At 71.9% G+C, this 23,641-nt stretch carries 19 protein-coding genes; 9 read left to right on the top strand and 10 right to left on the bottom strand.

Features of this window, described 5'->3' with window-relative positions:
• Positions 1-14: 14 nt before the first annotated feature.
• Positions 15-2,093, bottom strand: a complete 2,079-nt coding sequence (locus JOD46_RS10985) for a DNA gyrase/topoisomerase IV subunit B (protein WP_204394208.1) — start codon at positions 2,091-2,093, stop codon at positions 15-17.
• Between the two features lie 148 nt (positions 2,094-2,241).
• Here JOD46_RS10985 and JOD46_RS10980 point away from each other — a divergent pair, with 148 nt between their 5' ends.
• Positions 2,242-2,478 (top strand): DUF7455 domain-containing protein, encoded by a 237-nt coding sequence (locus JOD46_RS10980; protein WP_204394206.1) that lies wholly within the window; start codon positions 2,242-2,244, stop codon positions 2,476-2,478.
• Between the two features lie 90 nt (positions 2,479-2,568).
• Here JOD46_RS10980 and JOD46_RS10975 read toward each other — a convergent pair whose 3' ends face one another.
• The 4 genes from JOD46_RS10975 to JOD46_RS10960 all read right to left on the bottom strand — a co-directional run bounded on the left by JOD46_RS10975 (position 2,569) and on the right by JOD46_RS10960 (position 7,135).
• Positions 2,569-3,312, bottom strand: a complete 744-nt coding sequence (locus JOD46_RS10975) for a type 1 glutamine amidotransferase (protein ID WP_204394204.1) — start codon at positions 3,310-3,312, stop codon at positions 2,569-2,571.
• Positions 3,309-4,565 (bottom strand): Mur ligase family protein, encoded by a 1,257-nt coding sequence (locus JOD46_RS10970; protein WP_204394202.1) that lies wholly within the window; start codon positions 4,563-4,565, stop codon positions 3,309-3,311. Before JOD46_RS10970 ends, JOD46_RS10975 begins: the two co-directional genes overlap by 4 nt.
• 7 nt (positions 4,566-4,572) lie before the next feature.
• Positions 4,573-5,934 carry an RNA polymerase sigma factor gene (locus JOD46_RS10965; RefSeq protein ID WP_204394200.1) on the bottom strand — a complete coding sequence of 454 codons (1,362 nt, stop codon included), beginning with the start codon at positions 5,932-5,934 and terminating at the stop codon, positions 4,573-4,575.
• A 286-nt stretch (positions 5,935-6,220) separates the two neighbouring features.
• The gene (locus JOD46_RS10960; RefSeq protein WP_204394198.1) at positions 6,221-7,135 is read right to left on the bottom strand and encodes a proteasome assembly chaperone family protein; all 915 of its coding nucleotides are present in this window, start codon (positions 7,133-7,135) and stop codon (positions 6,221-6,223) included.
• An 87-nt stretch (positions 7,136-7,222) separates the two neighbouring features.
• Here JOD46_RS10960 and JOD46_RS10955 point away from each other — a divergent pair, with 87 nt between their 5' ends.
• From JOD46_RS10955 to sucB, 3 genes are all read left to right on the top strand, one after another.
• A complete protein-coding gene (locus tag JOD46_RS10955) occupies positions 7,223-8,695 on the top strand; it encodes a leucyl aminopeptidase (RefSeq protein ID WP_204394196.1) in 1,473 nt (490 codons plus the stop codon).
• Between the two features lie 93 nt (positions 8,696-8,788).
• The gene (gene lpdA / locus JOD46_RS10950; RefSeq protein WP_204394194.1) at positions 8,789-10,162 is read left to right on the top strand and encodes a dihydrolipoyl dehydrogenase; all 1,374 of its coding nucleotides are present in this window, start codon (positions 8,789-8,791) and stop codon (positions 10,160-10,162) included.
• A 66-nt stretch (positions 10,163-10,228) separates the two neighbouring features.
• Positions 10,229-11,785 (top strand): 2-oxoglutarate dehydrogenase, E2 component, dihydrolipoamide succinyltransferase, encoded by a 1,557-nt coding sequence (sucB, locus tag JOD46_RS10945; RefSeq protein ID WP_204394192.1) that lies wholly within the window; start codon positions 10,229-10,231, stop codon positions 11,783-11,785.
• Here the strand turns inward: sucB and JOD46_RS10940 are convergent.
• Positions 11,782-13,359 (bottom strand): hypothetical protein, encoded by a 1,578-nt coding sequence (locus JOD46_RS10940; protein WP_204394190.1) that lies wholly within the window; start codon positions 13,357-13,359, stop codon positions 11,782-11,784. The genes sucB and JOD46_RS10940 overlap by 4 nt on opposite strands.
• Positions 13,360-13,471: 112 nt before the next feature.
• Here JOD46_RS10940 and lipB point away from each other — a divergent pair, with 112 nt between their 5' ends.
• From lipB to JOD46_RS10925, 3 genes are all read left to right on the top strand, one after another.
• Entirely contained in the window at positions 13,472-14,119 is a 648-nt protein-coding gene (lipB, locus tag JOD46_RS10935; protein ID WP_204394188.1) for a lipoyl(octanoyl) transferase LipB, read from the top strand.
• On the top strand, positions 14,116-15,105 hold the full coding sequence (lipA, locus tag JOD46_RS10930; RefSeq protein WP_204394186.1) for a lipoyl synthase: 990 nt from the start codon (positions 14,116-14,118) through the stop codon (positions 15,103-15,105). The genes lipB and lipA overlap by 4 nt, the downstream gene beginning before the upstream one ends.
• Positions 15,106-15,177: 72 nt before the next feature.
• A complete protein-coding gene (locus JOD46_RS10925; protein WP_204394185.1) occupies positions 15,178-15,900 on the top strand; it encodes a DUF4191 domain-containing protein in 723 nt (240 codons plus the stop codon).
• Positions 15,901-15,963: 63 nt separating this feature from the next.
• Here JOD46_RS10925 and JOD46_RS10920 read toward each other — a convergent pair whose 3' ends face one another.
• Complete coding sequence (locus JOD46_RS10920) at positions 15,964-16,395, bottom strand: RDD family protein (protein WP_204394183.1); 432 nt, start codon at positions 16,393-16,395, stop codon at positions 15,964-15,966.
• Between the two features lie 139 nt (positions 16,396-16,534).
• On the opposite strand from JOD46_RS10920, the gene glnA reads away from it, so the two are divergent.
• A complete protein-coding gene (gene glnA, locus JOD46_RS10915; protein WP_204394181.1) occupies positions 16,535-17,959 on the top strand; it encodes a type I glutamate--ammonia ligase in 1,425 nt (474 codons plus the stop codon).
• Between the two features lie 111 nt (positions 17,960-18,070).
• Here the strand turns inward: glnA and JOD46_RS10910 are convergent, their stop codons facing one another.
• A complete protein-coding gene (locus tag JOD46_RS10910) occupies positions 18,071-21,085 on the bottom strand; it encodes a bifunctional [glutamine synthetase] adenylyltransferase/[glutamine synthetase]-adenylyl-L-tyrosine phosphorylase (protein WP_204394179.1) in 3,015 nt (1,004 codons plus the stop codon).
• 13 nt (positions 21,086-21,098) lie between these two features.
• A complete protein-coding gene (locus tag JOD46_RS10905; RefSeq protein WP_204394177.1) occupies positions 21,099-22,436 on the bottom strand; it encodes a glutamine synthetase family protein in 1,338 nt (445 codons plus the stop codon).
• Positions 22,437-22,522: 86 nt separating this feature from the next.
• On the opposite strand from JOD46_RS10905, the gene panB reads away from it, so the two are divergent.
• Complete coding sequence (gene panB / locus JOD46_RS10900) at positions 22,523-23,410, top strand: 3-methyl-2-oxobutanoate hydroxymethyltransferase (RefSeq protein WP_204394175.1); 888 nt, start codon at positions 22,523-22,525, stop codon at positions 23,408-23,410.
• Positions 23,411-23,445: 35 nt separating this feature from the next.
• Here the strand turns inward: panB and JOD46_RS10895 are convergent, their stop codons facing one another.
• Complete coding sequence (locus JOD46_RS10895) at positions 23,446-23,631, bottom strand: SPOR domain-containing protein (protein WP_204394173.1); 186 nt, start codon at positions 23,629-23,631, stop codon at positions 23,446-23,448.
• Positions 23,632-23,641: the final 10 nt, after the last annotated feature.

Here is a 23,641-nt window from a genome sequence, read left to right as displayed (position 1 = left end):
CCGAGCGCGGCGACTCAGGCGTCGATGCGGTCGCGCGTGAGTGCGGCCGCGCTGTCGACGATGAACTCCTTGCGCGGCGCGACCTCATTGCCCATGAGCAGCTCGAACACACGGCCGGCGTTCTCGGCATCAGCCACGCCGACCCGACGCAGCGTGCGGTGCCGGCGGTCCATGGTCGTGGTGGCCAGCTGGTCGGCATCCATCTCGCCAAGTCCCTTGTAGCGCTGGATCGGGTCCTGGTAGCGCTTGCCCTGCTTGCGGAGCGTCGCGAGCACGCCCGTGAGCTCGGCCTCGGAGTACGTGTAGATCACGTCGTTCGGCTTCGAGCCCGGGTTCATCACGACCACCCGGTGCAGCGGCGGCACGGCCGCGAAGACGCGGCCATCCTCGATCATCGGGCGCATGTAGCGGAAGAAGAGCGTGAGCAGCAGCGTGCGGATGTGCGCGCCGTCGACGTCGGCGTCGCTCATGATGATGACCTTGCCGTACCGCGCCGCCGACAGGTCGAACGTGCGGCCGGAACCGGCGCCGATCACCTGGATGATCGACGCGCACTCGGCGTTGCTCAGCATGTCGGCGATCGTGGCCTTCTGCACGTTGAGGATCTTGCCCCGGATCGGCAGGAGGGCCTGGTGCTCGCTGTCGCGCGCGAGCTTGGCGGTGCCGAGAGCGGAGTCGCCCTCGACGATGAACAGCTCGCTCTGCGCCACGTCGCTCGACCGGCAGTCGACGAGCTTGGCGGGCAGCGACGAGGTCTCGAGGGCGTTCTTGCGCCGCTGGGTCTCCTTGTGCGTGCGCGCCGAGATGCGCGCCTTCATCTCGGAGACGATCTTGTCGAGCAGGAGCGAGGTCTGCGCCTTGTCGTCGCGCTTGGTCGACGCGAACCGCTCACCCAGGGCCTTCTGCACGACGGAGGCCACGATCGAACGCACCGCGGGGGTGCCGAGCACCTCCTTCGTCTGGCCCTCGAACTGCGGCTCGGGAAGGCGCACGGTGAGCACGGCGGTGAGCCCGGCGAGCACGTCGTCCTTCTCGAGCTTGTCGTTGCCCACCTTCAGGCGGCGGGCGTTCTGCTCGACCTGCTGGCGCAGGAACTTCAGCAGCCCCTGCTCGAAGCCCGCCTGGTGCGTGCCGCCCTTCGGCGTGGCGATGATGTTGACGAAGCTGCGCATCACGGTGTCGTAGCCGGTGCCCCAGCGCAGCGCGATGTCGACATGGCAGTGCCGTTCGACGTCGGTCGGGATCATCGCCCCGTGCTCGTTGAGCACCGGCACCGTCTCGGTGAACCGGCCGTCGCCCGTGAGGCGCCAGACGTCGGTCACAGGGCCGTCGACCGACATGTGCTCGGCGAACTCGGAGATCCCGCCGTCGAACTGGAAGCGGTGGGTCTCGGGCTCGTCGCCCCGCTCGTCGACCACCGAGATCGCCAGGCCGGGCACGAGGAAGGCCGTCTGGCGCGCGCGGCTCAGCAGGTCGTCGAGCTGGAAGGTCGCGCCCTTCGTGAAGATCTGGGGATCGGCCCAGTAGCGCACGCGGGTGCCCGTGACGGCCTTGGCGACACGCCCGACCTTGCGCAGCTCGCTCGACTGCTCGAACGGGCGGAACCGGGACGCCGGCGACACGACCCCGTTGTCGGCGAAGATGCCGGGCTCGCCGCGGTGGAACGACATGGCCCACGTGGCGCCGTCGCGGTCGACCTCGACGTCGAGCCGCTCGGAGAGGGCGTTCACGACGGACGCGCCGACGCCGTGCAGGCCGCCGGAGGCGGTGTACGAGCCCGAGCCGAACTTGCCGCCCGCGTGCAGCTTCGTGAAGACGACCTCGACGCCCGTGAGCCCGGTCTTGGGCTCGACGTCGACCGGGATGCCGCGGGCCCGGTCGCGCACCTCGACGCTGCCGTCGGCGTGCAGCACGACCTCGATCTCGCTGCCGTGGCCGCCGAGCGCCTCGTCGACCGAGTTGTCGATGATCTCCCAGAGGCAGTGCATGAGGCCGCGCGAGTCCGTCGATCCGATGTACATGCCGGGCCGCTTGCGCACGGCCTCGAGGCCCTCGAGCACGGAGAGATGGCGGGCGGAATAGTCGGAGCTCACGTCGCACAAGCCTACTGATGCCCTCGGTCATCGCCGGTCAGGCGCTTCGCGCTGAGCGAAATGCGCAGTCGCACGGAAGGAACGGACCGGTCGGCGTGTTTTGATTGATACACGAAGGAAACGGATCGTGAGCTACGGAGGAGGCGCCATGACCCAGTTCACCGACACCACCGGTGCGGTCGACGAACTCGACACCCCGCACGAGCTCACGGCGCTCGACCGGTGCGATGCCTGCGGCGCGCAGGCGTACATCCGCGTCGTCGTGGCCAGCGGCGAGCTGCTCTTCTGCGCGCACCACGGGCGCAAGCACGAGGAGAAGCTCTCGCAGATCGCGCACAGCTGGCACGACGAGTCGAGCCGTCTCCTCACCGACACGCGCGACTGAGCGCGTCCAGGACCGCGCGAACGCCCCGGAGGAATCCGGGGCGTTCGTCGTCTGCGGGGCGGTGCCGACCCGGCGCCGTCGCGACCGGCGTCAGGCCGGAGCGGCGGTCGCGACGCCCGCCGCGCGCAGCTGGGCCGCGCGTGCGGCCTCCGCGTATCCGTCGACCACGGCGGCCTGCTTACCCGGAACGTAGTCCAGCCCGGCACGCGCGCACATCCGCTCGAGGATCGCATCGGCCAGGCGCGGGTTCTTCGCGAGCACCGGTCCATGCAGGTGGGTGCCGATGACGTCGCCCATGCGCAGGCCCTCCTGGCCGGCGCCGCGTCCGTTGCCCGAGCCGGCCTGCACCCGCCCGAGGGGCGAACCCTCGGCGCCGACGTAGTCGCGCGCGTGGTTCTCGAACCCGACGAGCACGCCGAGCCCTCCCCCCGCGCGGACGACGAGGTCGCCGGCGACCCGCCCGTCGCGCGCGACCGCGCGCCCGGCGACGATGCCCAGGCCCTCGATCGTGCTGCCGTCGGCGCGCTCGATGCCCCAGCTCAGCAGCTCCCATCCCGTGCCCACCGCGAGGATCGGCACGCCCTCGGTGCCCCAGCGGCGCAGCTCGTCGAGGAGCTCGAGGAGGCGCTCGCGGGCCGCTGGGAGCGAGGCGTCGCTGCCGGAACCCAGCACGACCGCGTCGACGCGCGCGGGAAGCTCGTCGGCGCGCTCGACGGGGACCACGCGCACGTCGAGGCCGGCCCAGCGGGCACGCGCGGCGAGCACCGCCGCGTTCTCGGCGTCGCCGTTGGTGTTCTGCAGGGACGGCAGCAGCGAGACGATCGTGAGGGTCATTCCGCTCCCGTGAGTCCGAGGTGCGCGCGCGTGCGGCGCATGGAATCGGCCGAGAAGACGATGGTCTTCACGCCGGAGGTCGGTGCCGGCGTCGCGAGGAAGTCGTCGATCGCGCGCGCGAGGTCGGGCTCGACCCGGTCGATCGCGACGCCGTCGTACGCCAGCATGAGCGCGGCCTCGTTGGCCTTCGACCCGCTCACGATCGAGACCCGACCGAGCGAGGACGCGTCGGTCGGCCAGAAGTACGAGGGGTCGCGCACGTCGGAGCCGATCGCGAACAGGATCTGCTCCGTCCCCGGCGCGATGCTGTCGACGTTGAGCTGGTAGCTCGCCGGGTTCTGCACGAGGACGAAGTCGACCTCCTGCCCGCGCACGCGCACGCGCTCGCCGCGCCCGAACACCGCGGGGATGGCGCTGAGCGCGGCGGCCGCGGTGTCGGACGAGAAGCGCTCGCCCAGCACGGCGGCGGCGGTCGCGTAGGCGGCGGCCGCGTCGACCGCGTAGTGCGTGCCGCGGGCCGGCAGGCCGATCGGCACGGATGCACCGCGGTCGGCGAGTACGGCGGACGCCCCGTCGACGGACGCCACGACGGTGCCGTCGGCCGGCTCGAGTCGCCGCGGGCTGGTCTCGGCGTGCCCGAGTCCGCGTGGGGCGGCGCCGAGCACGGTCTCGGAGACGCCGAACCGGTGGACGCGCACCTCGGGCCGCAGGCCGGCCGCGAGTCGTTCGAGGTAGCCGTCGTCGGCGTTCACCACGACGGCCTCGTGCGCGCGCGAGGCGATCTTCGCGAGCATGCCGGCGACCATCTCGGAGTCGTGGAAGCGGTCGATCTGGTCGACCATGACGTTCGTGAGCGTCACGACTCGGGCATCGACGCCCTGCATCACCAGTGCGCCGTGGCCCTCGTCCATCTCGAACACCGCCATGTCGCCGGGCACGCGGCCGCGCCAGTCGGCGCGCTCGAGCAGGGCCGACGTCAGCCCCTGGCTGATGTTCGCGGTCGAGGGGTTGGTGAACACGTCGACGCCGTGCGCGCGCAGGATCGCGACCAGCATCTTCGTCGTGGTCGACTTGCCGCTCGATCCCGAGACCGCGACGAGCCCCTGCGGGAACCCCGACAGGGTGCGCTTCAGGTACCCGGGTGCGATCCGGTTGACGACGAGGCCGGGAACAGCCGATCCGCCGCCGGGCTTGCGCAGCCGGGCGGCGAATCGGGTGAGTCTGCCGACGAGGATCGCCGGCGCGTAGCGCACCGCCGGCCTACTCGAGGTAGTCGCGGAGCGACTGCGAGCGGGACGGGTGGCGGAGCTTGGCCATCGTCTTCGACTCGATCTGGCGGATGCGCTCGCGCGTGACCCCGAACGTGTCGCCGATCTGGTCGAGCGTCTTCGGCATGCCGTCGCCGAGGCCGAAGCGCATGCGGATGACGCCGGCCTCGCGCTCGCTGAGCGAGTCGAGCAGCGACTCGAGCTGCTTCTGCAGCATCGTGAAGCCGACCGCGTCGGCCGGGACGACCGCCTCGGTGTCCTCGATGAGGTCGCCGAACTCGCTGTCGCCATCCTCGCCGAGGGGCGTGTGCAGCGAGATGGGCTCACGGCCGTACTTCTGGACCTCGATGACCTTCTCGGGGGTCATGTCGAGTTCCTTCGACAGCTCTTCCGGCGTGGGCTCGCGGCCCAGGTCCTGGAGCATCTGCCGCTGCACGCGGGCGAGCTTGTTGATGACCTCGACCATGTGGACGGGGATGCGGATGGTGCGGGCCTGGTCGGCCATGGCACGCGTGATCGCCTGGCGGATCCACCACGTGGCGTACGTCGAGAACTTGAAGCCCTTGGTGTAGTCGAACTTCTCGACCGCACGGATCAGGCCCAGGTTGCCCTCCTGGATCAGGTCGAGGAACTGCATGCCGCGACCCGTGTAGCGCTTGGCGAGCGAGACCACGAGGCGCAGGTTCGCGCCGAGCAGGTGGCTCTTGGCCCGCTGCCCGTCGCGCGCGACCCACTGGAGCTCGCGGCCGAGCTGGGACTTCTTCTCGGCCTCGCTCATGTGGGAGAGCTTCTCCTCGGCGAAGAGGCCCGCCTCGATGCGCATCGCGAGCTCGACCTCTTCGGCCGCGTTCAGCAGGGCGACCTTGCCGATCTGCTTCAGGTAGTCCTTGACCGGATCGGCGGTGGCCCCGGTGATCGTCGACGAGTAGACGGGGATCTCGTCCTCGTCGTCGGACGCGCGGAGCACGAGCGCGCCGGTCGGGTGCGGCTCGACGGGGATCGGCTTGGCCTCGTCCTCCTCCTCGTCGGACGCGGCCTCGTCGGCGCCGCCGGCCTCGGCGGGCTCCTCGACGGCCTCGGCCGTGTCGGCCTCCTCGGCCTCGAGGTCGACCGGCTCGATCTCCTCGTCGTCCTCGAGGGAGGCGTCGCCGTCGGCGGCGCCCTTCGCCTTGGCTCCGGCCTTGGCGGTCTTCGCGCGCGGCGTCGTGGACGCCGTCGTGGTGCGCTTGGCCTTCGGCGCGGCCTTGGCCGCGGTCTTGGTCTTGGATGCCGCGGCGCGCGCGCCGGACGTGCCGGCGGTCTCGGCCGACTCGTCGGTCGCCGCCGCGGTGGCCTTGGTGGCCTTGGTTGCCATGCGTTTGAACCTCTTCCTCACCGTCGCGCGGCCGTGCCGAAGCCCGGCCCGCGGAGATCTGCGTCGCGACCCGGTGATTTCGGACACGATGAGGACCCATGTCAAGTCCGCATGGAGTGCGGCAGCCACCGCACAGCGGACCAGAACGGGTCCTTCCCCCTATTATACAGGGCTGCGTGCGTCGACCGGTCCGCGACACCGCCGGATCCGGGACGCGTCGCGCCCATGCCAGGTACAACGAGTCAGGCGGATGCCGCATTCCCGCCGGAGCGGGCGCGGCGAGGGCTCAGGCCTCGTCGTCGCGGTTGCGCCGGTGCGCCAGGAACTTCTCCAGTTCCGCGGCGATCTCGTCGGCGGAGGGGAGCTCGCCGTCCTCGTCGGTGAGCGGCGAACGCAGGGTGGTGCCCTCCATGTACGCGTCGTGCCGCTCCTCCAGCGCGTGCACCAGCTTGGCCAGTTCGCCGTTCTCGGCGACCTGCCCGTCGATCCGGGCGGTGAACTCGCGCCCCTGCTCGCGCAGCGCGTCGGTCGGGAAGATCCGGCCCGTCGAGGCGCTGACGGCCTCGAGGGCGGCGACGGCGGCCGAGGGCCATTCCGCGTCGGAGAGGTAGTGCGGGACGAGCAGCACGAAGCCGGTCGTCGGATGCCCCAGCTCCTGCAGCCGGTACTCGACCAGGTGCAGGGCGTTGGCCGGCACCTGCGTGGTCGGCTTCCACACCGACATCGCCTCGATGAGGTCGGTGCGGTTGCCGCTGACGGTCACGCCGATCGGGCGCGTGTGCGGCACCGGCATGGGGATCGAGTTGATCCAGGTCGTGGAGCCCACCTCGAACCGCTCGATGAGGCCGAGCACCGCGGCTCCGAACCGCTCCCACTGGAAGTCGGGCTCGAACCCGGTGAGCAGCAGGAAGGGCTGGCCGAGCTCGTCGCTCGCGAGGTCGAGCGAGAGCCGCGGCGGGCGGTAGTCGGTGAGGTGGTCCTCCTCGAACATGATGATCGGCCGGCGGGCGCGGTAGTCGAGCAGTTCGTCGGCGTCGAACGTGGCCACGACCGTGCTCTCGAGCGTCGCGAGGAGGTACGCGGTGGTCTGCGCGACTGCACCTCCGGCGTCGGCGAAGCCCGTGAGGCCGGCCACGAGCGGCAGGCCCGGCGGCACCACGACGTCGACGTTGAGCTCGTACAGGGAGCGGGGATCGCGCATACCTCAAGGGTACTGACGGCCCGGCGGGCCGCCCCCGGGCCCGAGCCGAGCCGATCATGCCGTGAGCGAACACCTACCATCGAACGCATGTCCGTTCCCTCGCTCGAGCTCACCGACTCCCCCGCCATCGACTCCGACGCCGACGCCATCGTCATCGGTGCGCGCCGAACCGGCGACGGCCCCGAACTGCTCGCGCCGGACGGATTCGACTGGGCCGCGGCCGCGCTGACGGCGCTCGGCGCCAAGGGCGCGCCCGACGAGGTGACGCGCCTCGTCGCGCCGGGCGAGCGCGCCGGCGTCGTGCTCGTGGCCGGCGTCGGTGATCGTCCGGACGAGTCGGCGCTCCGCCAGGCCGCCGGTGCGGCGGTGCGCGCACTCGCGACCTCGACCGCCGTCGCGATCGCGATCCCCGCGGCCGATGCCCGGCACGCCGCAGCGCTGCTCGAGGGCGCCGCGCTCGGCGCCTACACCTTCACGGAGTACCGCCAGGGCCCGGCCGGTCCCGAGCGCATCGCGCTGCACACCGACCTCGGCGCCGACGAGGTCGGACTCGGCCGCGTCCGCGCCGTCGTCGCGGCCGTCGCGCGTACGAAGGACCTCGTGAACACCGCGCCGAACGACCTGCCCCCCTCGGTGCTCGCCGAGCTGGCCGCCGAGGCCGCCTCCGCGGCGGGCGTGTCCGTCCGCGTGCTCGACGAGCACGCCCTCGCCGCCGAGGGTTTCACGGGGATCCTGTCGGTGGGATCGGGTTCGTCGCGCCCGCCGCGGCTCGTGCGCCTCGAGTACGCCCCGGCCGAGGCATCCGTGCACCTCGCGCTCGTGGGCAAGGGCATCACCTTCGACTCGGGCGGGCTCTCGCTGAAGCCCGGCGCCTCGATGGTCGGCATGAAGTCCGACATGGCCGGCGCCGCCGCGGTGCTCTCCGCGATCGTCGCGCTCGCGGAGCTGCACGTGCCCGTGCGCGTCACCGGGTGGCTGTGCCTCGCCGAGAACATGCCCTCGGGGCACGCCGTGCGGCCGAACGACGTGCTCCGGATGAAGGGCGGCACGACCGTCGAGGTGCTCAACACCGACGCCGAGGGACGCCTGGTCATGGCCGACGCGCTCGCCGCCGCGAGCGAGGAGCAGCCCGATGCGATCGTGGACGTCGCGACGCTCACGGGTGCGCAGGTCGTCGCGCTCGGCAACCGCATCGCCGGGCTCATGGGCGAGGAGGACCTCGTCGCCGAGGTCCGGCGTGCGGCGGACGCCGCGGGCGAGGCCGTGTGGCCGATGCCGCTGCCCGACGACCTCGCGAGCCTGCTCAAGTCGGATGTCGCGGACCTGGCGAACACGAAGCTCGGCACCGTGGTGCCCGGGATGCTGCTCGCGGGCGTGTTCCTCCAGCACTTCGTGGGCCGCCGCGACGGCGACGACGCCGCGCGGATCCCGTGGGCGCACCTCGACATCGCGGGGCCCTCGTTCAACACCGCGTCGCCGTGGGGATTCACCGGAACGGGCGCCACCGGGGCGGCCGTGCGCACGCTCATCGGGCTGGGCGAGCAGCTCTCCGCCAGGTAGTAAGGTCGTCTGGGGCGATCGTCGCCCGGGGCCTCTCCGGCCACGAGCCGGGGCTGTTCGCGCCGCTGATCCGATGCGCAAGGGAGATTCCGTTTGTCCGAGCAGAACTTTGACCTCGTCATCCTCGGAGGCGGCAGCGGAGGGTACGCGGCGGCGCTGCGTGCCGTCCAGCTCGGCCTCAGCGTGGCTCTCGTCGAGAAGGACAAGCTCGGCGGCACGTGCCTGCACCGCGGATGCATCCCCACCAAGGCGCTGCTGCACGCCGCCGAGGTGGCCGACAACTCCCGGGAGTCGGCGAGGTTCGGAGTCCGCTCGAGCTTCGAGGGCATCGACGTGCCCGCGGTGACGAAGTACCGCGAGAGCATCGTCGCGAGCAAGTTCAAGGGCCTGCAGGGCCTCGTGAAGGCGCGGGGCATCACCCTCGTCGAGGGCGAGGGCCGTCTCGTCGCCGCGAACACGGTGCAGGTCGGCGACCAGCGCCTGGTCGGCACGAACGTCGTGCTCGCCACGGGCTCGTACTCGCGCTCGCTGCCCGGCCTCGAGATCGCCGGCCGGGTCATCACGAGCGAGCAGGCCCTCGAGCTCGACTTCGTCCCGCAGAAGGTCGCGATCCTCGGCGGCGGCGTGATCGGTGTCGAGTTCGCGAGCGTGTGGAAGTCGTTCGGCGCCGATGTCACGATCATCGAGGCGCTCCCCCACCTCGTGCCGAACGAGGAGGAGACGATCTCGAAGCACCTCGAGCGCGCCTTCCGCAAGCGCGGCATCGAGTACAAGCTCGGCGTGCGCTTCCAGGGCGTGACCCAGCACGACGACGGCGTCGTCGTCACGCTCGAGAACGGGGACACGGTCGAGGCCGAGCTGCTGCTCGTCGCCGTCGGCCGCGGGCCCGTGACCCAGGGCCTCGGGTACGAGGAGGTCGGCGTCACGGTCGACCGCGGCTACGTCATCACGAACGAGCGGCTCCAGACCAGCGTGCCCGGCGTCTACGCGGTGGGCGACATCGTCCCCGGCCTGCAGCTCGCGCACCGCGGGTTCCAGCAGGGCATCTTCGTCGCCGAGGAGATCGCGGGCCTGAACCCGATCATCGTCGAGGACGTGAACATCCCCAAGGTCACGTACTGCGAGCCCGAGGTCGCGTCGATCGGCTACAGCGAGGCCAAGGCGGCCGAGAAGTTCGGCCCCGACAAGGTCTCTGCCTACGAGTACAACCTGGCCGGCAACGGCAAGAGCCACATCCTGGAGACCAGCGGCATCGTCAAGGTGGTCCGCGTGAACGACGGCCCCGTCGTCGGCGTGCACATGGTGGGCGCGCGCGTCGGCGAGCTCATCGGCGAGGCGCAGCTGGCCGTCAACTGGGAGGCGTACCCCGAGGACATCGCCCCGCTGATCCACGCGCACCCGACCCAGAACGAGGCGCTCGGCGAGGCGTTCCTGAAGCTGGCGGGCAAGCCGCTCCACGTCCTGTGAGCCCGGTCCGCCGGAACACGACTGCAATAAGCTAGAACGCGTCAACGCTGTGAAGGAGACAAGCGCATGAGCGAATCCGTCAGCCTCCCGGCACTCGGCGAGAGTGTCACGGAGGGCACGGTCACCCGCTGGCTGAAGAACGTGGGCGACCGTGTCGAGGTCGACGAGCCGCTGCTCGAGGTCTCGACCGACAAGGTCGACACCGAGATCCCGTCCCCGGTGGCCGGAGTCATCGAGGCGATCCTCGTCCAGGAGGACGAGACCGTCGAGGTCGGCACCCCGCTCGTGACGATCGGCGACGGCTCGGGCGGCGGCGCCGCGCCCGCCGAGGCGGCTCCCGCGCAGGCGGCCGAGGCCGAGGCGCCCGCGCCGACTCCCGCCGAGCAGCCCGAGACCGCTCCGGCGGCCGGCGGATACGAGTCCCCGGCCCCCGCGGCAGAGGCGCCCGCCGCCCCGGCACCGCAGGCCGAGCAGCCGCAGTTCGCTCCCCCGGCGCCGCCGGCCGCGCCGGCGCAGCCCGCCCCGGTCCCGCAGGCCGCACCGGCTCCGGCTCCGGCTCCGCAGGCTCCTGCTCCGCAGGCCGCTCCGGCTCCGCAGGCTCCCGCTCCCGCACCGCAGGCTGCTCCTGCTGCCGCGCCCGCCCCGCAGGCCGCGCCCGCCCCGCAGGCCGCGCCCGCCCCGCAGGCCGCGCCCGCCCCGCAGGCGACCGGGGCGCACGCCGGCGGCTCGGGCTACGTGACCCCGATCGTGCGCAAGCTCGCGAACGAGCAGGGCGTCGACCTGGCCTCGGTGCAGGGCACGGGCGTGGGCGGTCGCATCCGCAAGCAGGATGTGCTGACGGCCGGAACGGCTGCCGCGGCGCCCGCCGCGGAGGCGAAGCCGGTGCGCCAGCCGCTCGAGACCTCGCCGCTGCGCGGCACGACCCAGCCGATGACGCGCCTGCGCAAGGTCGTCGCCGAGCGCGCGGTCGTCTCGATGCAGTCCACGGCGCAGCTCACCTCGGTCGTCGAGGTCGATGTGACCCGCGTGGCGCGCCTGCGCGACCGCGTCAAGGGCGCGTTCCAGGAGAAGACGGGCACCAAGCTCTCCTTCCTGCCGTTCTTCGCGCTGGCCGCCGTCGAGGCGCTCCGGGCGTACCCGATCATCAACTCGACGGTGGACGGCGAGTCGATCGTCTACCCCGAGCGCGAGAACCTCAGCATCGCCGTCGACACCGAGCGCGGCCTGCTCACGCCGGTCGTGCGCGACGCGGGCGAGCTCGACATCGCCGGCCTCGCCGCGCAGATCGCCGACCTCGCCGAGCGCACGCGCAACAACCAGCTGAAGCCCGACGAGCTCGCGGGCGGCACGTTCACGCTGACCAACACCGGTTCGCGCGGCGCGCTGTTCGACACCCCGGTGGTGTTCCTTCCGCAGACGGCGATCCTCGGCACCGGTGTGGTCGTGAAGCGCCCCGTCGTGATCTCGGAGGACGGCTCCGACGCGATCGCGATCCGCTCCATGGTGTACCTCGCCCTGTCGTACGACCACCGCATCATCGACGGCGCCGACGCGGCGCGCTTCCTCACGGCCGTCAAGGCGCGCCTCGAGGAGGGCGACTTCGAGGGCGACCTCGGCATCTAGTCGAACCACTCGCGCAATCGCCAACCGGCCTCGCTCCGCATCATCAGGAGCGAGGCCGGTTCGCGTTCTCCGGCGAGGTCGGGAACGGCGAGCACGACCGCGTCGCCGAGGTCGGCGACGAGCGTGATCGCGTCGAGATCGGCGGCGCGGCCCTCGCCGGGCGTGCCCGCCGCGATGGCCGCCCGATCTCGGGCGTCGATCGGCGAGCCCGGCTGGTCGACCGCGGCGAGGCATGCCGCGTCGCCCGACGCGAGGCAGCTCGTGCGGATCTCCAGCAGCGCGGCGGCCGCGGCCACGGGATCGTCGGAGACGGCGGTGCCGCCCCCGTCCGACTCGGGCCCCGGTTGCGCGGCATCGCCCCCGGAGGCATCGAGAGGGTCGTCGGCGGGCGCGTCGGCCACGGCGACGGGTGCCGGCGTCGCCGTGGCGGCGCTCGGCGCATCGGCGGCGGAGGGCGGAACCGCCGTGAGCACGGCGACGAGTGCGCCCGCCCCGACCAGGCCGCCGACCAGCAACACGCCGCGCCGACGACGCGCCCAGTCCGCGACACCACGCGCGAGCGCTGCCCGCGGGTCGTGATCGAGCGAGGCGGCGAGTTCGCCCACGAGACCGCCCGGCAGCTGCGCCAACTCGGCGAGTCGTCCCAACGCAGCGTGCCGGCGGCGCGCGCCATCGGGCCGCGCCGCGCCCTCGTCGGGTGCGACGGCGTCGGCGACGGGAGTGCGCCCGATCGGACCGAGCCTCGACGGCAGGCCCCGCGTCGGCGGGTCGCTCGGCGCGCGAGGAAGCGGCAGGGGCTCCGCAGCGGCGAACAGCGCGCGCTCGAGCTCCGTCTCGGTCCGGGCGAACGGGCGTGTCTCGACGGCCGTCCGGATCGTGCGCAACGCAGGGTCGAACACGCGCGCGTCGCGCGTGGCCGACACGACCTCCTCGACCAGGCGCAGCAGGGCGAGATGCCCGTGCCGGAGGAGGGCCGCCCGCTCCCCCGGCACGGTCGACTCGTCGAGTCGTGCGAGGGCGCCGAGGCCGATCAGCCGCGGTCGGCCGGCCTCATCGAGGAGGATGTCGCCCGCGGAGAGCCGCGTGTGCACGAGGCCCCGGTCGCCGAGCTCCCGGACCGCGACCACGATGGGCGCGAGCGCCGTCACGGCCTGACCGGCGAGCAGGTCGCCCGCCGCGAGCAGGCCGCGCAGCGACGGACCCGTGATCCGCTCGACCACCAGGCAGGCGCGACCGTCGGGGAGCGTCGCGAGATCGAGCAGCGCCGGCGTCGCGCCCGAGCCGTCGTGCTCCATGGCCTCGATCTCGGTGGTGATCGACGCATCATCGGCGCCCGGGCCGTAGACGCGCATGACGACGAGTCGCCCCGCGGACTCGGCCGAGTCGGGCGACGCGACATCCGGATCGCCCTCCACCGCTGCGAGGTGGACGTCGGCGCGCTCCCCGGCGGCGAGTCGCCGGATGAGGCGATAGCCCACCAGTGCGGCGTCGGCGCCCGGCCCGGCCACGGCCGGTTCCGCCTCGTCGCCCGGAGCGAGGGGCGTCGTCGCGGATCGAGAGCGGAATCGTGCCATGCGCGCAAGCCTGCCGCCGGCGGGGCGCGTCAGGGGCCGCGCGGCCCGCACCGTGGAGCATCCGCTGCCGTGCCGGCGTGGGGAGGACGACTCGCGACCTAGACTGGAGCCCATGCTCGACTATGTCGTCACGGGGCTAAGCGCCAACTCCGTGCCGTACGACGAGGGCCTCTCCCTCCAGCGCGCCGTCCATCAGACGGTGGTCTCCGGTCAGCGGCCGGACACCGTCATCCTCCTCGAACACGAACCGGTGTACACCGCCGGCAAGCGAACCGCCCCCGACGAACGACCGACCGACGGCACGCCCGTCGTCGACGTCGATCGCGGCGGCAAGATCACCTGGCACGGTCCGGGCCAGCTCGTGGGCTATCCGATCCTGCGGCTGGCGGAGCCGATCGACGTGGTCGGCTACGTCCGCCGGCTCGAGGGCGTCCTCATCGACGTGCTCGCCGGGCTCGGCATCGACGGTCGACGCGTCGAGGGCCGCTCCGGGGTGTGGATCGTCCGCGACGGCGTCGAGGAGAAGATCGCCGCGATCGGCATCCGCGTCGCCGAGGGCGTGACCATGCACGGATTCGCCCTGAACTGCTCGAACTCGCTCGCGCCGTACGAGAAGATCGTCGCCTGCGGCATCCGCGACGCCGGGATCACGACCATCTCGCGCGAGCTCGGCCGGACGGTGGCGCCCGCCGACGTCGTCGACGCCGTGCGATCGCGCCTGGACGCGGAGTTCGCGACGGCCGAGGGCGTCGCCGCGTGAGTGCCGAGCCCGGCGGCCGGCGCATGCTGCGCCTCGAGGTCCGCAACGCCCAGACCCCCATCGAGCGCAAGCCCGAGTGGATCAAGACCCGCGCCAGGATGGGGCCGGAGTACCGCCAGCTCCAACAGCTCGTGAAGTCCGAGGAGCTGCACACCGTCTGCCAGGAGGCCGGCTGCCCGAACATCTACGAGTGCTGGGAGGACCGCGAGGCGACGTTCCTCATCGGCGGGTCGCAGTGCACGCGGCGATGCGACTTCTGCCAGATCGACACGGGCAAGCCCGCCGACTACGACGCCGACGAACCGCGCCGGGTCGCCGAGTCGGTGGTGCGCATGCAGCTGCGCTACTCGACGGTCACCGGCGTCGCCCGCGACGACCTGCCCGACGAGGGCGCGTGGCTCTACGCCGAGACGATCCGGCAGATCCACGCGCAGTCCCCCGGCACGGGTGTCGAGATCCTCGTCCCCGACTTCTCGGGTAAGCCCGACCTGCTGGGCGAGGTCTTCTCGGCGGAGCCGGAGGTGTTCGCGCACAACGTCGAGACGGTCCCGCGGATCTTCAAGCGCATCCGCCCTGCGTTCCGATACGAGCGTTCGCTCGACGTCATCACGCAGGGGCGCGACGCCGGACTGATCACCAAGTCGAACCTGATCCTCGGCATGGGCGAGGAGCGCGAGGAGATCTCGCAGGCGCTCCGCGACCTGCACGACGCGGGCACCGACATCATCACGATCACGCAGTACCTGCGCCCGAGCCCGCGGCACCTCCCGGTCGCCCGGTGGGTGCGCCCCGAGGAATTCGTGGAGCTCAAGGCCGAGGCCGAGGAGATCGGATTCCTCGGCGTGCTCGCCGGCCCGCTCGTGCGCTCCTCGTACCGCGCCGGCCGGCTCTGGGCGCAGTCGATGCACGCGAAGGGGCGCGAACTGCCGCCCGAGCTCGCCCACCTCGCCGACGCGTCGCTCGGGTTCGCGCAGGCCGTCGGCTGATGTGCGGGAGGCGTGCCGTCCGACCGTCCCATCGCGGTCGGACGGCACCCCCGCCGCCGGTATCCTTGTCGCATGGCACGAACCAAGGACGCCGGGTCCGCCCCCAAGCCCCCGAAGGAGCCCGGCCGCATGAAGCAGATGTGGCAGGTCTTCCAGATGACCCGCCGCTACGACTCGAGCGCCCAGTGGCTCATGCTCCTCGGCTTCCTGCTTCCCGTGCTCGTGGGCCTCGGGCTCGCGCTCTGGCTCAGCGAGGGCAACGGGTTCACCATCGCGCTGTGGATCATCGCGGGCGTGCTCGCGGGCCTGCTCGTGGCGCTCGTGATCCTGGGCCGACGTGCCGAGCGCGCGGCGTACTCGCAGATCGACGGCCAGCCCGGCGCGGTCGGAGCGGTGCTGCGCAGCGGCCTGCGCGGCGGATGGGTCGGCAACGAGATGCCCGTCGCCGTCAACGGCAAGACGCAGGATGCGGTCTACCGCGCGGTCGGCCGCGGCGGCGTCGTGCTCATCAGCGAGGGCCCGCGATCGCGCACGGAGCGCATGCTCGAGGACGAGAAGCGCAAGGTGACGCGCGTGCTCCCGAACGTGCCCGTGACGACCCTCTCGGTCGGCCACGAGGAGGGCTCCGTCGAACTGCACCGCCTCCCGGCGACGCTGCGCAAGACCAAGCGCGCGCTCACGAAGCCCGAGGTGCTGGCGGTGACGAACCGCCTGAACTCGCTCCAGGCGCCGCTGCCCATCCCGAAGGGCATCGACCCCATGCGCGTGCGCCCGCAGCGCGGCAAGATGCGCTGACCCGCGCTCTCGCGACCGACTCCCCGCGGCATCCGTTCACCACGAGCGGATGCCGCGGTCGTGTCAGGCCCGGATGAGGACGGTGCCCGCGACCTTGTCGTGGAAGCCGCGCTGGTCGGAGTCCCACACGAGCGCCGGCACGACGATGACGAGCAGCAGCGTCCGGACCACGGGGCGCCAGGGGCCGACCCATCCGCCGCGCACGGGGACGACGCGCATGCCGAGCAGTCGGTGGCCGATGCTGCCGCCGATGGTCGGGATGAACAGCACCTGCATGAGCGCGAAGACGCCGAGGGTCGTCCAGGACTGCGCAGGCGACGCGTACGGACCCGCGAGCAGGGCGATCACGTTCGCGATGGCCCAGTCCGCGAACAGCGCTGCGATCCGGCGGCCGACGCGGCCGACGGAGCCGTGCCCCTCCTCGGGCAGTCCGAGGCGCTCCCCCGGATAGCGGCTGGGCTGGATCTCACCGGAGGCGGGGGCGGGTTCTGGCACCGGTCGATTCTACCGAGTGGCCGATGGCGTAACACGGTCGAAACATTCGCGTCACGGCAGGGAAACTCCGCCCGCGTAGCGTCGCATGCGGTCGAACGACTGCGTCCTCGCCTTCTACCCGCCCTTGGAGCCTCGTCACATGTTCAGTGATTCCTCAGAAGTCCTCAAGTTCATCAAGGAGACGGACGTCAAGTTCCTCGACATCCGTTTCACCGACCTCCCGGGCGTGCAGCAGCACTTCAACATCCCGGCCTCCACCGTCGACGAGGACTTCTTCACCGTCGGCCAGCTCTTCGACGGGTCGTCGATCCGCGGCTTCGCGTCGATCCACGAGTCCGACATGCAGCTCATCCCCGATGTCTCCACGGCGTACATCGACCCGTTCCGGGCCGAGCGCACGCTGATCATGGTCTTCGACATCTACAACCCGCGCAACGGCGAGATCTACGCGAAGGACCCGCGCCAGGTCGCCAAGAAGGCCGAGAAGTACCTCGCCTCGACCGGCATCGCCGACACCGCCTACTTCGCCCCCGAGGCCGAGTTCTACATCTTCGACGACGTGCGCTACGAGGTGAAGCAGAACGCGAGCTTCTACTCGGTCGACTCCGAGGAGGGCGCCTGGAACTCCGGGCGCGTCGAAGAGGGCGGCAACCTCGGCAACAAGACCCCGTACAAGGGCGGCTACTTCCCGGTCTCGCCGGTCGACAAGCAGGCCGACCTGCGCGACGACATCTCGCTGAAGCTCATCGAGGCGGGCCTCATCCTCGAGCGCGCGCACCACGAGGTGGGCACGGGCGGCCAGGCCGAGATCAACTACCGCTTCGACACGATGGTGCACGCGGCCGACGACATCCTGAAGTTCAAGTACATCGTCAAGAACACGGCCGACCAGTGGGGCAAGACCGCCACGTTCATGCCGAAGCCGCTGTTCGGCGACAACGGGTCGGGCATGCACACCCACCAGTCGCTCTGGAACGAGGGCAAGCCCCTGTTCTACGACGAGGCCGGCTACGGCGGCCTGTCCGACATCGCGCGCTGGTACATCGGCGGCATCCTCAAGCACGCTCCGGCGGTGCTCGCCTTCACGAACCCGACGGTCAACTCGTACCACCGCCTGGTTCCGGGCTTCGAGGCCCCGGTCAACCTGGTCTACTCGGCGGGCAACCGCTCGGCGTCGATCCGCATCCCGATCACGGGCACCAACCCGAAGGCCAAGCGCATCGAGTTCCGCGCGCCGGATGCCTCGGGCAACCCGTACCTCGCGTTCGCCGCCCAGCTCATGGCCGGCCTCGACGGCATCAAGAACCGCATCGAGCCGCACGAGCCGGTCGACAAGGACCTCTACGAGCTCCCGCCCGAGGAGGCCAAGGCGATCCCGCAGGTGCCCGGCTCGCTGGGCGAGGCGCTCGAGGCGCTCGAGGCCGACCACGACTTCCTCCTCGAGGGCGGCGTGTTCACCAAGGAGCTCATCGAGACCTGGATCGACTACAAGCGCGAGAAGGAGCTGAAGCCGCTGGCCCAGCGTCCCCACCCGTTCGAGTTCGAGCTCTACTACGGCGTCTAGTCCCTCTCCCCTCCCCCAGGGAGAGCCGAGGCCCGTGCCGCATCTGCGGCACGGGCCTCGTGTCATGTCCGGGCAGGGGGTCGGCGGCGCGGGCTCCGGATGCCGCGGGCCTCAGCCCGTGGTGGGCTCGCGCTTGGGCTCGACGCCGTAGAAGCCGCGCTCGAAGACGGCGCGGGCGCGGCGCGTGACCTGCAGGTAGTCGTCCTCCAGCCTGGTCGCCGACCCGGGCGGGTAGCCCATGATCCGCGCCACGCCCTCGAGCTGGGTGCGCTCGACCGGCAGCACGTCGGTGGTCTTGTCGAGCCAGAGCGTGAGCGCCGATCGGGCCCGCGAGGCGAAGATCCACGCCGACCGCAGCGTCTCGGCATCCTGCGCGTCGATCAGCCCGGCCGCCACCGACGCGGCCAGCGCGTCGAGCGTCGATGCGGTGCGGAGCGCCGGCACGCGGGCGGCGTGCTCGAGCTGGACGAGCTGCACGAACCATTCGACGTCGCTGAGCGACCCGCGCCCGAGCTTGAGGTGACGGGTCGGGTCGGCGCCCTGCGGCAGTCGCTCGTTCTCGACTCTCGCCTTGATGCGCTTGACCTCGCGCACCTCGCGTTCGGCGATCGCCTCCGGGTAGCGGACCCCGTCGGCCAGCTCGGTGAAGTCCCCGACGAGCGCGGCGTCGCCGGCGACGCCCCTCGCACGGAGCAGCGCCTGCGCCTCCCAGGTGAGCGACCAGCGGGCGTAGTAGGCGCGATACGCGTCGAGCGAGCGGACGATCACGCCGTTGCGCCCCTCGGGGCGCAGGCCCGCGTCGAGCTCGAACGGCAGGCGCGCATCCTCGCTCACGCGGACGAGCTCGGAGACGACCTTGAGCGCGCGCGAGTGCGCGGCATCCGGTTCGGCCCCGGCCGGTCGGTAGACGTACAGGATGTCGGCGTCGGAGCCGATGCCGAGCTCGCGCCCGCCGAACCGGCCCATGCCGATCACCGCGAACTCGATGCCGTCGGGCTCGCGGCGGATGGCGCGCACGAGGCCGTCGATGTGGGCCTCGGTGACGTCGCTCAGCCCGTGGCCGAGCTCCTCGATGGTGCACCCGTCGAGCATCGAGGCCAAGGCGAGCCGGAGCACCTCGCGACGCCGCATCGCGCGCAGGACCTTGGCGGCCGGGTCGAGCTCGGCATGGCGCGAGAGCACCGCGGAGCTCTCGTCGCGCAGTGCGGCCAGCGGCCGCGGCCGCAGCTCCTCGAGGTCTTCGAGCCACGCGACCGCCTCGGGGATCCGCTCGAGCAGTTCGCCCGCGAACCGCGAGCCCGAGAGCACGCGCGTGAGGCGCAGGGCGGCGTCGGAGGAGTCGCGCAGCAGCCGGAGGTACCAGTGCGTCGTGCCGAGCGTGTCGCTGATCCGGCGGAACGCGAGCAGGCCGTAGTCGGGGTCGGTGCCCTCGGCGAACCACGAGATGAGCACGGGCATGAGGTGGCGCTGGATGGTCGCGCGACGCGAGACCCCGGCGGTGAGCGCGCCGATGTGCGCGAGCGCGCCGCGAGGGTCGCGGAAGCCGATCGCCGCGAGACGTGCCTCGGCCTGCTCGCTCGTGAGCTCGAGGCCTTCGGCGGGCAGCGCGGCCACCGCCGACAGGAGCGGGCGGTAGAACAGGCGCTCGTGCAGGCCACGGACCCGGCGGCGGGTCGACTGCCAGACGGCGGTGAGCTCGTCGGCGCTCCGGCCGAGCCCCGAGGCGCGCGCGAGGACCCGCGTCGCGGCCTCGTCTCGCGGCATGAGGTGCGTGCGACGGAGGCGGGCGAGCTGGAGCCGGTGCTCGAGCACGCGCAGGATCCGGTAGTCGCGCGAGAACTCCGCGGACTCCTCCCGTCCGACGTATCCGTGCTCGGCGAGCGAGGCCAGTGCCGGCAGGGTGCCGGCCTGGCGGATCGCCGAGTCGGTCGCGCCGTGCACGAGCTGGAGCAGCTGAACGGTGAACTCGATGTCGCGCAGTCCGCCCGGCCCGAGCTTCAACTGCACGTCGACCTCGTCGGCGGGGATGTGCTCGGTGACGCGCTCGCGCATGCGCTGGACCGACTCGACGAAGCCCTCGCGCGACGAGCTCGCCCACACCTTGGGCGCGACGCCCGCCGCGTACCGGTCGCCGAGGTCGGCGTCGCCCGCGAGCGGGCGGGCCTTCAGCAGGGCCTGGAACTCCCAGCTCTTGGCCCATCGGTCGTAGTACTGCAGGTGCGAGTCGAGCGTGCGGACGAGCGCGCCGTCCTTCCCCTCGGGGCGCAGGTTGGGGTCGACCTCCCAGAGCGGCGGCTCGATCCCGGGCTCCCCGATCAGGCGCATGGTCGACATCGCGAGCCGCGTCGCGATGTCGAGCGAGCGCGCCGTGGAGGCGACCACCTCGTCGGCCGACTCGGCGACGAAGATCACGTCGACGTCGCTGACGTAGTTCAGCTCGCGCGCACCGGCCTTGCCCATGCCGATGATCGCCAGTCGCGTCGCGGCGACCTCGGCGGCCGGGAAGCGCCCGGGCCCCGCTGGTTCGCCCTCGACGCGGCCGACGACGCGCCGGGCGAGCTCGAGCGCCGCATCGAGCGCGGCACCGGCGAGATCGGCGAGGCCGGCGGCGACCGTGTCGACCGCGGCGACGGCGTCGTGGCTGGTCAGGTCCCACAGGGCGATGCCGGCGAGCAGGCGTCGATAGCGCACGCGCAGGGCCCGTGCACCCACGTCGGCGAGCGTGGCCGCGGGGGCCTCGACCGAGGTCACGACCTCGAGCAGCTCGGCGGCCATCGCCTCGGCCGAGCGCGGCGACACGGGCTCCTCGCGTAGCAGCGCGAGCTCGTCGAGGTTGCGCAGGAGGAACTCCGCGAGGCCCCGCGAGGCGCCGAGCAGGCGCGCGGCGCGATCGAGCGACGCCGGGTCGTGCAGGATGCCGCGGACGGCATCAGGCGCGCGCTCGACGAGTCGTCTCAGCTCGGCCAGGGCCTGGTCGGGGTCGGCCGCCGCGGCGAAGCCCTCGAGCAGGGTCTCGGGAGCGAGCCCCGCGTCGTCCGCGAGCTCGCCGAGCCCCGACGCCGCCCGGTCGAGGTCGTCGAACCCCGCGCGCGCGAGGGCGCCCAGCATGGGGACCTGCCGCGTCATCCGCCCGCGCTCGTCAGAGGATCTCGAGGTTGCGCTGCAACTCGAACGGCGTGACCTGCGTGCGGTAGTCGCGCCACTCGGCGCGCTTGTTGGCCAGCACGTAGTTGTACACGTGCTCGCCGAGCGTGTCGGCCACGAGCTCGGACTCCTCCATGTACTCGATCGCGTGGTCGAGGCTCGCGGGCAACGGACGGTACCCGAGCGCGCGACGCTCGCTGTCGGTGAGCGCCCACACGTCGTCCTCGGCCTCGGGCGGGAGCTCGTAGCCCTCCTCGATGCCCTTCATGCCGGCGGCCAGCAGCAGCGAGAACGCGAGGTACGGGTTGGCGGCGGAGTCGATCGCGCGGTACTCGACGCGCGCGCTCTGACCCTTGTTGGGCTTGTACAGCGGCACGCGCACGAGCGCCGACCGGTTGTTGTGGCCCCAGCAGATGAAGCTCGGCGCCTCGTCGCCGCCCCAGAGGCGCTTGTACGAGTTGACGAACTGGTTGGTCACGGCCGAGATCTCGTTCGCGTGGCGGAGCAGGCCGGCGATGAACTGGCGGCCGATCTTCGAGAGCTGGTACTGCGCGCCGGGCTCGTAGAACGCGTTGGCGTCGCCCTCGAAGAGCGACAGGTGGGTGTGCATGCCCGAACCCGGGTAGTGCGAGAAGGGCTTCGGCATGAACGTCGCGTAGACGCCCTGCTCGATCGCGACCTCCTTCACCACGGTGCGGAAGGTCATGATGTTGTCGGCCGTCGTCAGGGCATCGGCGTACCGCAGGTCGATCTCGTTCTGGCCGGGACCCGCCTCGTGGTGGCTGAACTCGACCGAGATGCCGAGGTCCTCCAGCATGCGCACCGAGCGGCGGCGGAAGTCGTGCGCGGTGCCGCCCGGCACGTTGTCGAAGTAGCCCGCGGAATCGACCGGCTGCGGCCCCTCGGGACCGTACTTGCTCGACTTCAGCAGGTAGAACTCGATCTCGGGGTGCGTGTAGAAGGTGAAGCCGCGGTCGGCGGCGCGCGCGAGCGTGCGCTTGAGCACGTTGCGCGGATCGGCGACGGCCGGTTCGCCGTCGGGCGTCGTGATGTCGCAGAACATGCGGGCGGTCGGATCGACGTCGCCGCGCCACGGCAGGGTCTGGAAGGTGGTCGGATCGGGGAAGGCGAGCAGGTCGGACTCGAACGTGCGGCTGAGCCCCTCGATCGCCGAGCCGTCGAACCCGATGCCCTCGGTGAACGCGCCCTCGACCTCGGCGGGCGCGATCGCGACCGACTTCAGTGTGCCGACCACGTCGGTGAACCACAGCCTGACGAACTTGACCCCTCGCTCTTCGATGGTCCGGAGAACGAAGTCGCGCTGCTTGTCCATGCACACCCTTCCTCGATGCTCTTCAGCGTACTGGGTCGCGCCGCCGCGCCCGGCCGGGTGACGGAGCGCTGTGCGAGGATGACGGCATGTCCGACCACGCATCCAGCGACGCAGCGTCCGCAGCCGACACCTCGGTCACCGAGAACCCGTACGGCGGCGCCGCACGGGTGACCGGCGGCCCCAAGCGCGTGCGCACCCGGCACTTCCAGAACGCCAAACGCGAGGGCATCAAGATCACGGGCCTGACCAGCTACGACCAGCTCACGGCGCGCATCTTCGACGAGGCCGGCATCGACTTCCTCCTCGTCGGCGACTCCGCCGGCAACAACGTGCTCGGCTACGAGACGACCCTGCCGGTGACGGTCGACGAGCTGATCCCGCTCACGCGCGCCGTCGCGGGTGCGGTGTCGCGCGCGTTCGTGGTCGCCGACATGCCGTTCGGCTCCTACGAGAACGGCCCCGACGAGGCGCTGCACACCGCCATCCGGTTCATGAAGGAGACCGGCGCCCACGCGGTCAAGCTCGAGGGCGGGGAACGCAGCCAGAAGCAGATCCGGCGCATCGTCGGCGCCGGCATCCCGGTCATGGCGCACATCGGCTACACCCCGCAGAGCGAGCACCAGCTGGGCGGTCACATCATCCAGGGCCGCGGCGAGGGCGTGACGCAGCTGCTCGCCGACGCCGAGGCGGTGCAGGATGCCGGGGCGTTCGCCGTGGTGCTCGAGATGGTGCCGGCCGACGCGGCGAGGCAGGTCACCGAGCGACTGCACATTCCCACGATCTCGGTCGGCGCCGGCCCGCACTGCGACGGCCAGCTGCTCGTGTGGACCGACTGGGCCGGGCTGACGACCGGGCGCATCCCGAAGTTCGTGAAGCAGTACGCCAACCTCGCGGGCGTGCTCAGCGAGGCGGCGAACGCCTGGCGGGCGGATGTCTCGTCGGGCGCCTATCCGACCGAGGAGCACTCCTACTGACGAGGCGGCGGCGCGCGTGCGCGCGTGCCGGCGGCTCAGTCCTCGGCGGCCTCCTCCTCGGCCCACTTCGCGCTGTTCGCGCGAAGGATCTCGAGGGCGTGCTCGGCCTCCTCGCGCGTCTCGAACGGGCCGACCCGCTCGACGGCCGGGGAGACCATCCCCTCCTCGACCGCGCCGGTGGTGAGGTTGTACCAGAACTGGTGCTCGGCATCCCGCGACATAGGCTGATCC

Origin of the sequence: Agromyces aurantiacus (genome assembly GCF_016907355.1) — a bacterium.
Lineage (GTDB): Bacteria > Actinomycetota > Actinomycetes > Actinomycetales > Microbacteriaceae > Agromyces > Agromyces aurantiacus.
The sequence above is the reverse complement of the archived record's forward strand: the minus strand, read 5'-3'. Positions and strand labels throughout refer to the sequence as shown.

Bases quoted from the DNA above. Each gene is read 5' to 3' on its own strand.
- JOD46_RS10980 (WP_204394206.1), top strand. From the start codon at position 2,242: ATGACCCAGTTCACCGACACCACCGGTGCGGTCGACGAACTCGACACC.
- JOD46_RS10975 (WP_204394204.1), bottom strand. From the start codon at position 3,312: ATGACCCTCACGATCGTCTCGCTGCTGCCGTCCCTGCAGAACACCAAC.
- JOD46_RS10965 (WP_204394200.1), bottom strand. From the start codon at position 5,934: ATGGCAACCAAGGCCACCAAGGCCACCGCGGCGGCGACCGACGAGTCG.
- JOD46_RS10960 (WP_204394198.1), bottom strand. From the start codon at position 7,135: ATGCGCGATCCCCGCTCCCTGTACGAGCTCAACGTCGACGTCGTGGTG.
- JOD46_RS10955 (WP_204394196.1), top strand. From the start codon at position 7,223: ATGTCCGTTCCCTCGCTCGAGCTCACCGACTCCCCCGCCATCGACTCC.
- sucB (WP_204394192.1), top strand. From the start codon at position 10,229: ATGAGCGAATCCGTCAGCCTCCCGGCACTCGGCGAGAGTGTCACGGAG.
- JOD46_RS10940 (WP_204394190.1), bottom strand. From the start codon at position 13,359: ATGGCACGATTCCGCTCTCGATCCGCGACGACGCCCCTCGCTCCGGGC.
- lipB (WP_204394188.1), top strand. From the start codon at position 13,472: ATGCTCGACTATGTCGTCACGGGGCTAAGCGCCAACTCCGTGCCGTAC.
- JOD46_RS10925 (WP_204394185.1), top strand. From the start codon at position 15,178: ATGGCACGAACCAAGGACGCCGGGTCCGCCCCCAAGCCCCCGAAGGAG.
- glnA (WP_204394181.1), top strand. From the start codon at position 16,535: ATGTTCAGTGATTCCTCAGAAGTCCTCAAGTTCATCAAGGAGACGGAC.
- JOD46_RS10910 (WP_204394179.1), bottom strand. From the start codon at position 21,085: ATGACGCGGCAGGTCCCCATGCTGGGCGCCCTCGCGCGCGCGGGGTTC.
- JOD46_RS10905 (WP_204394177.1), bottom strand. From the start codon at position 22,436: ATGGACAAGCAGCGCGACTTCGTTCTCCGGACCATCGAAGAGCGAGGG.
- panB (WP_204394175.1), top strand. From the start codon at position 22,523: ATGTCCGACCACGCATCCAGCGACGCAGCGTCCGCAGCCGACACCTCG.
- JOD46_RS10895 (WP_204394173.1), bottom strand. From the start codon at position 23,631: ATGTCGCGGGATGCCGAGCACCAGTTCTGGTACAACCTCACCACCGGC.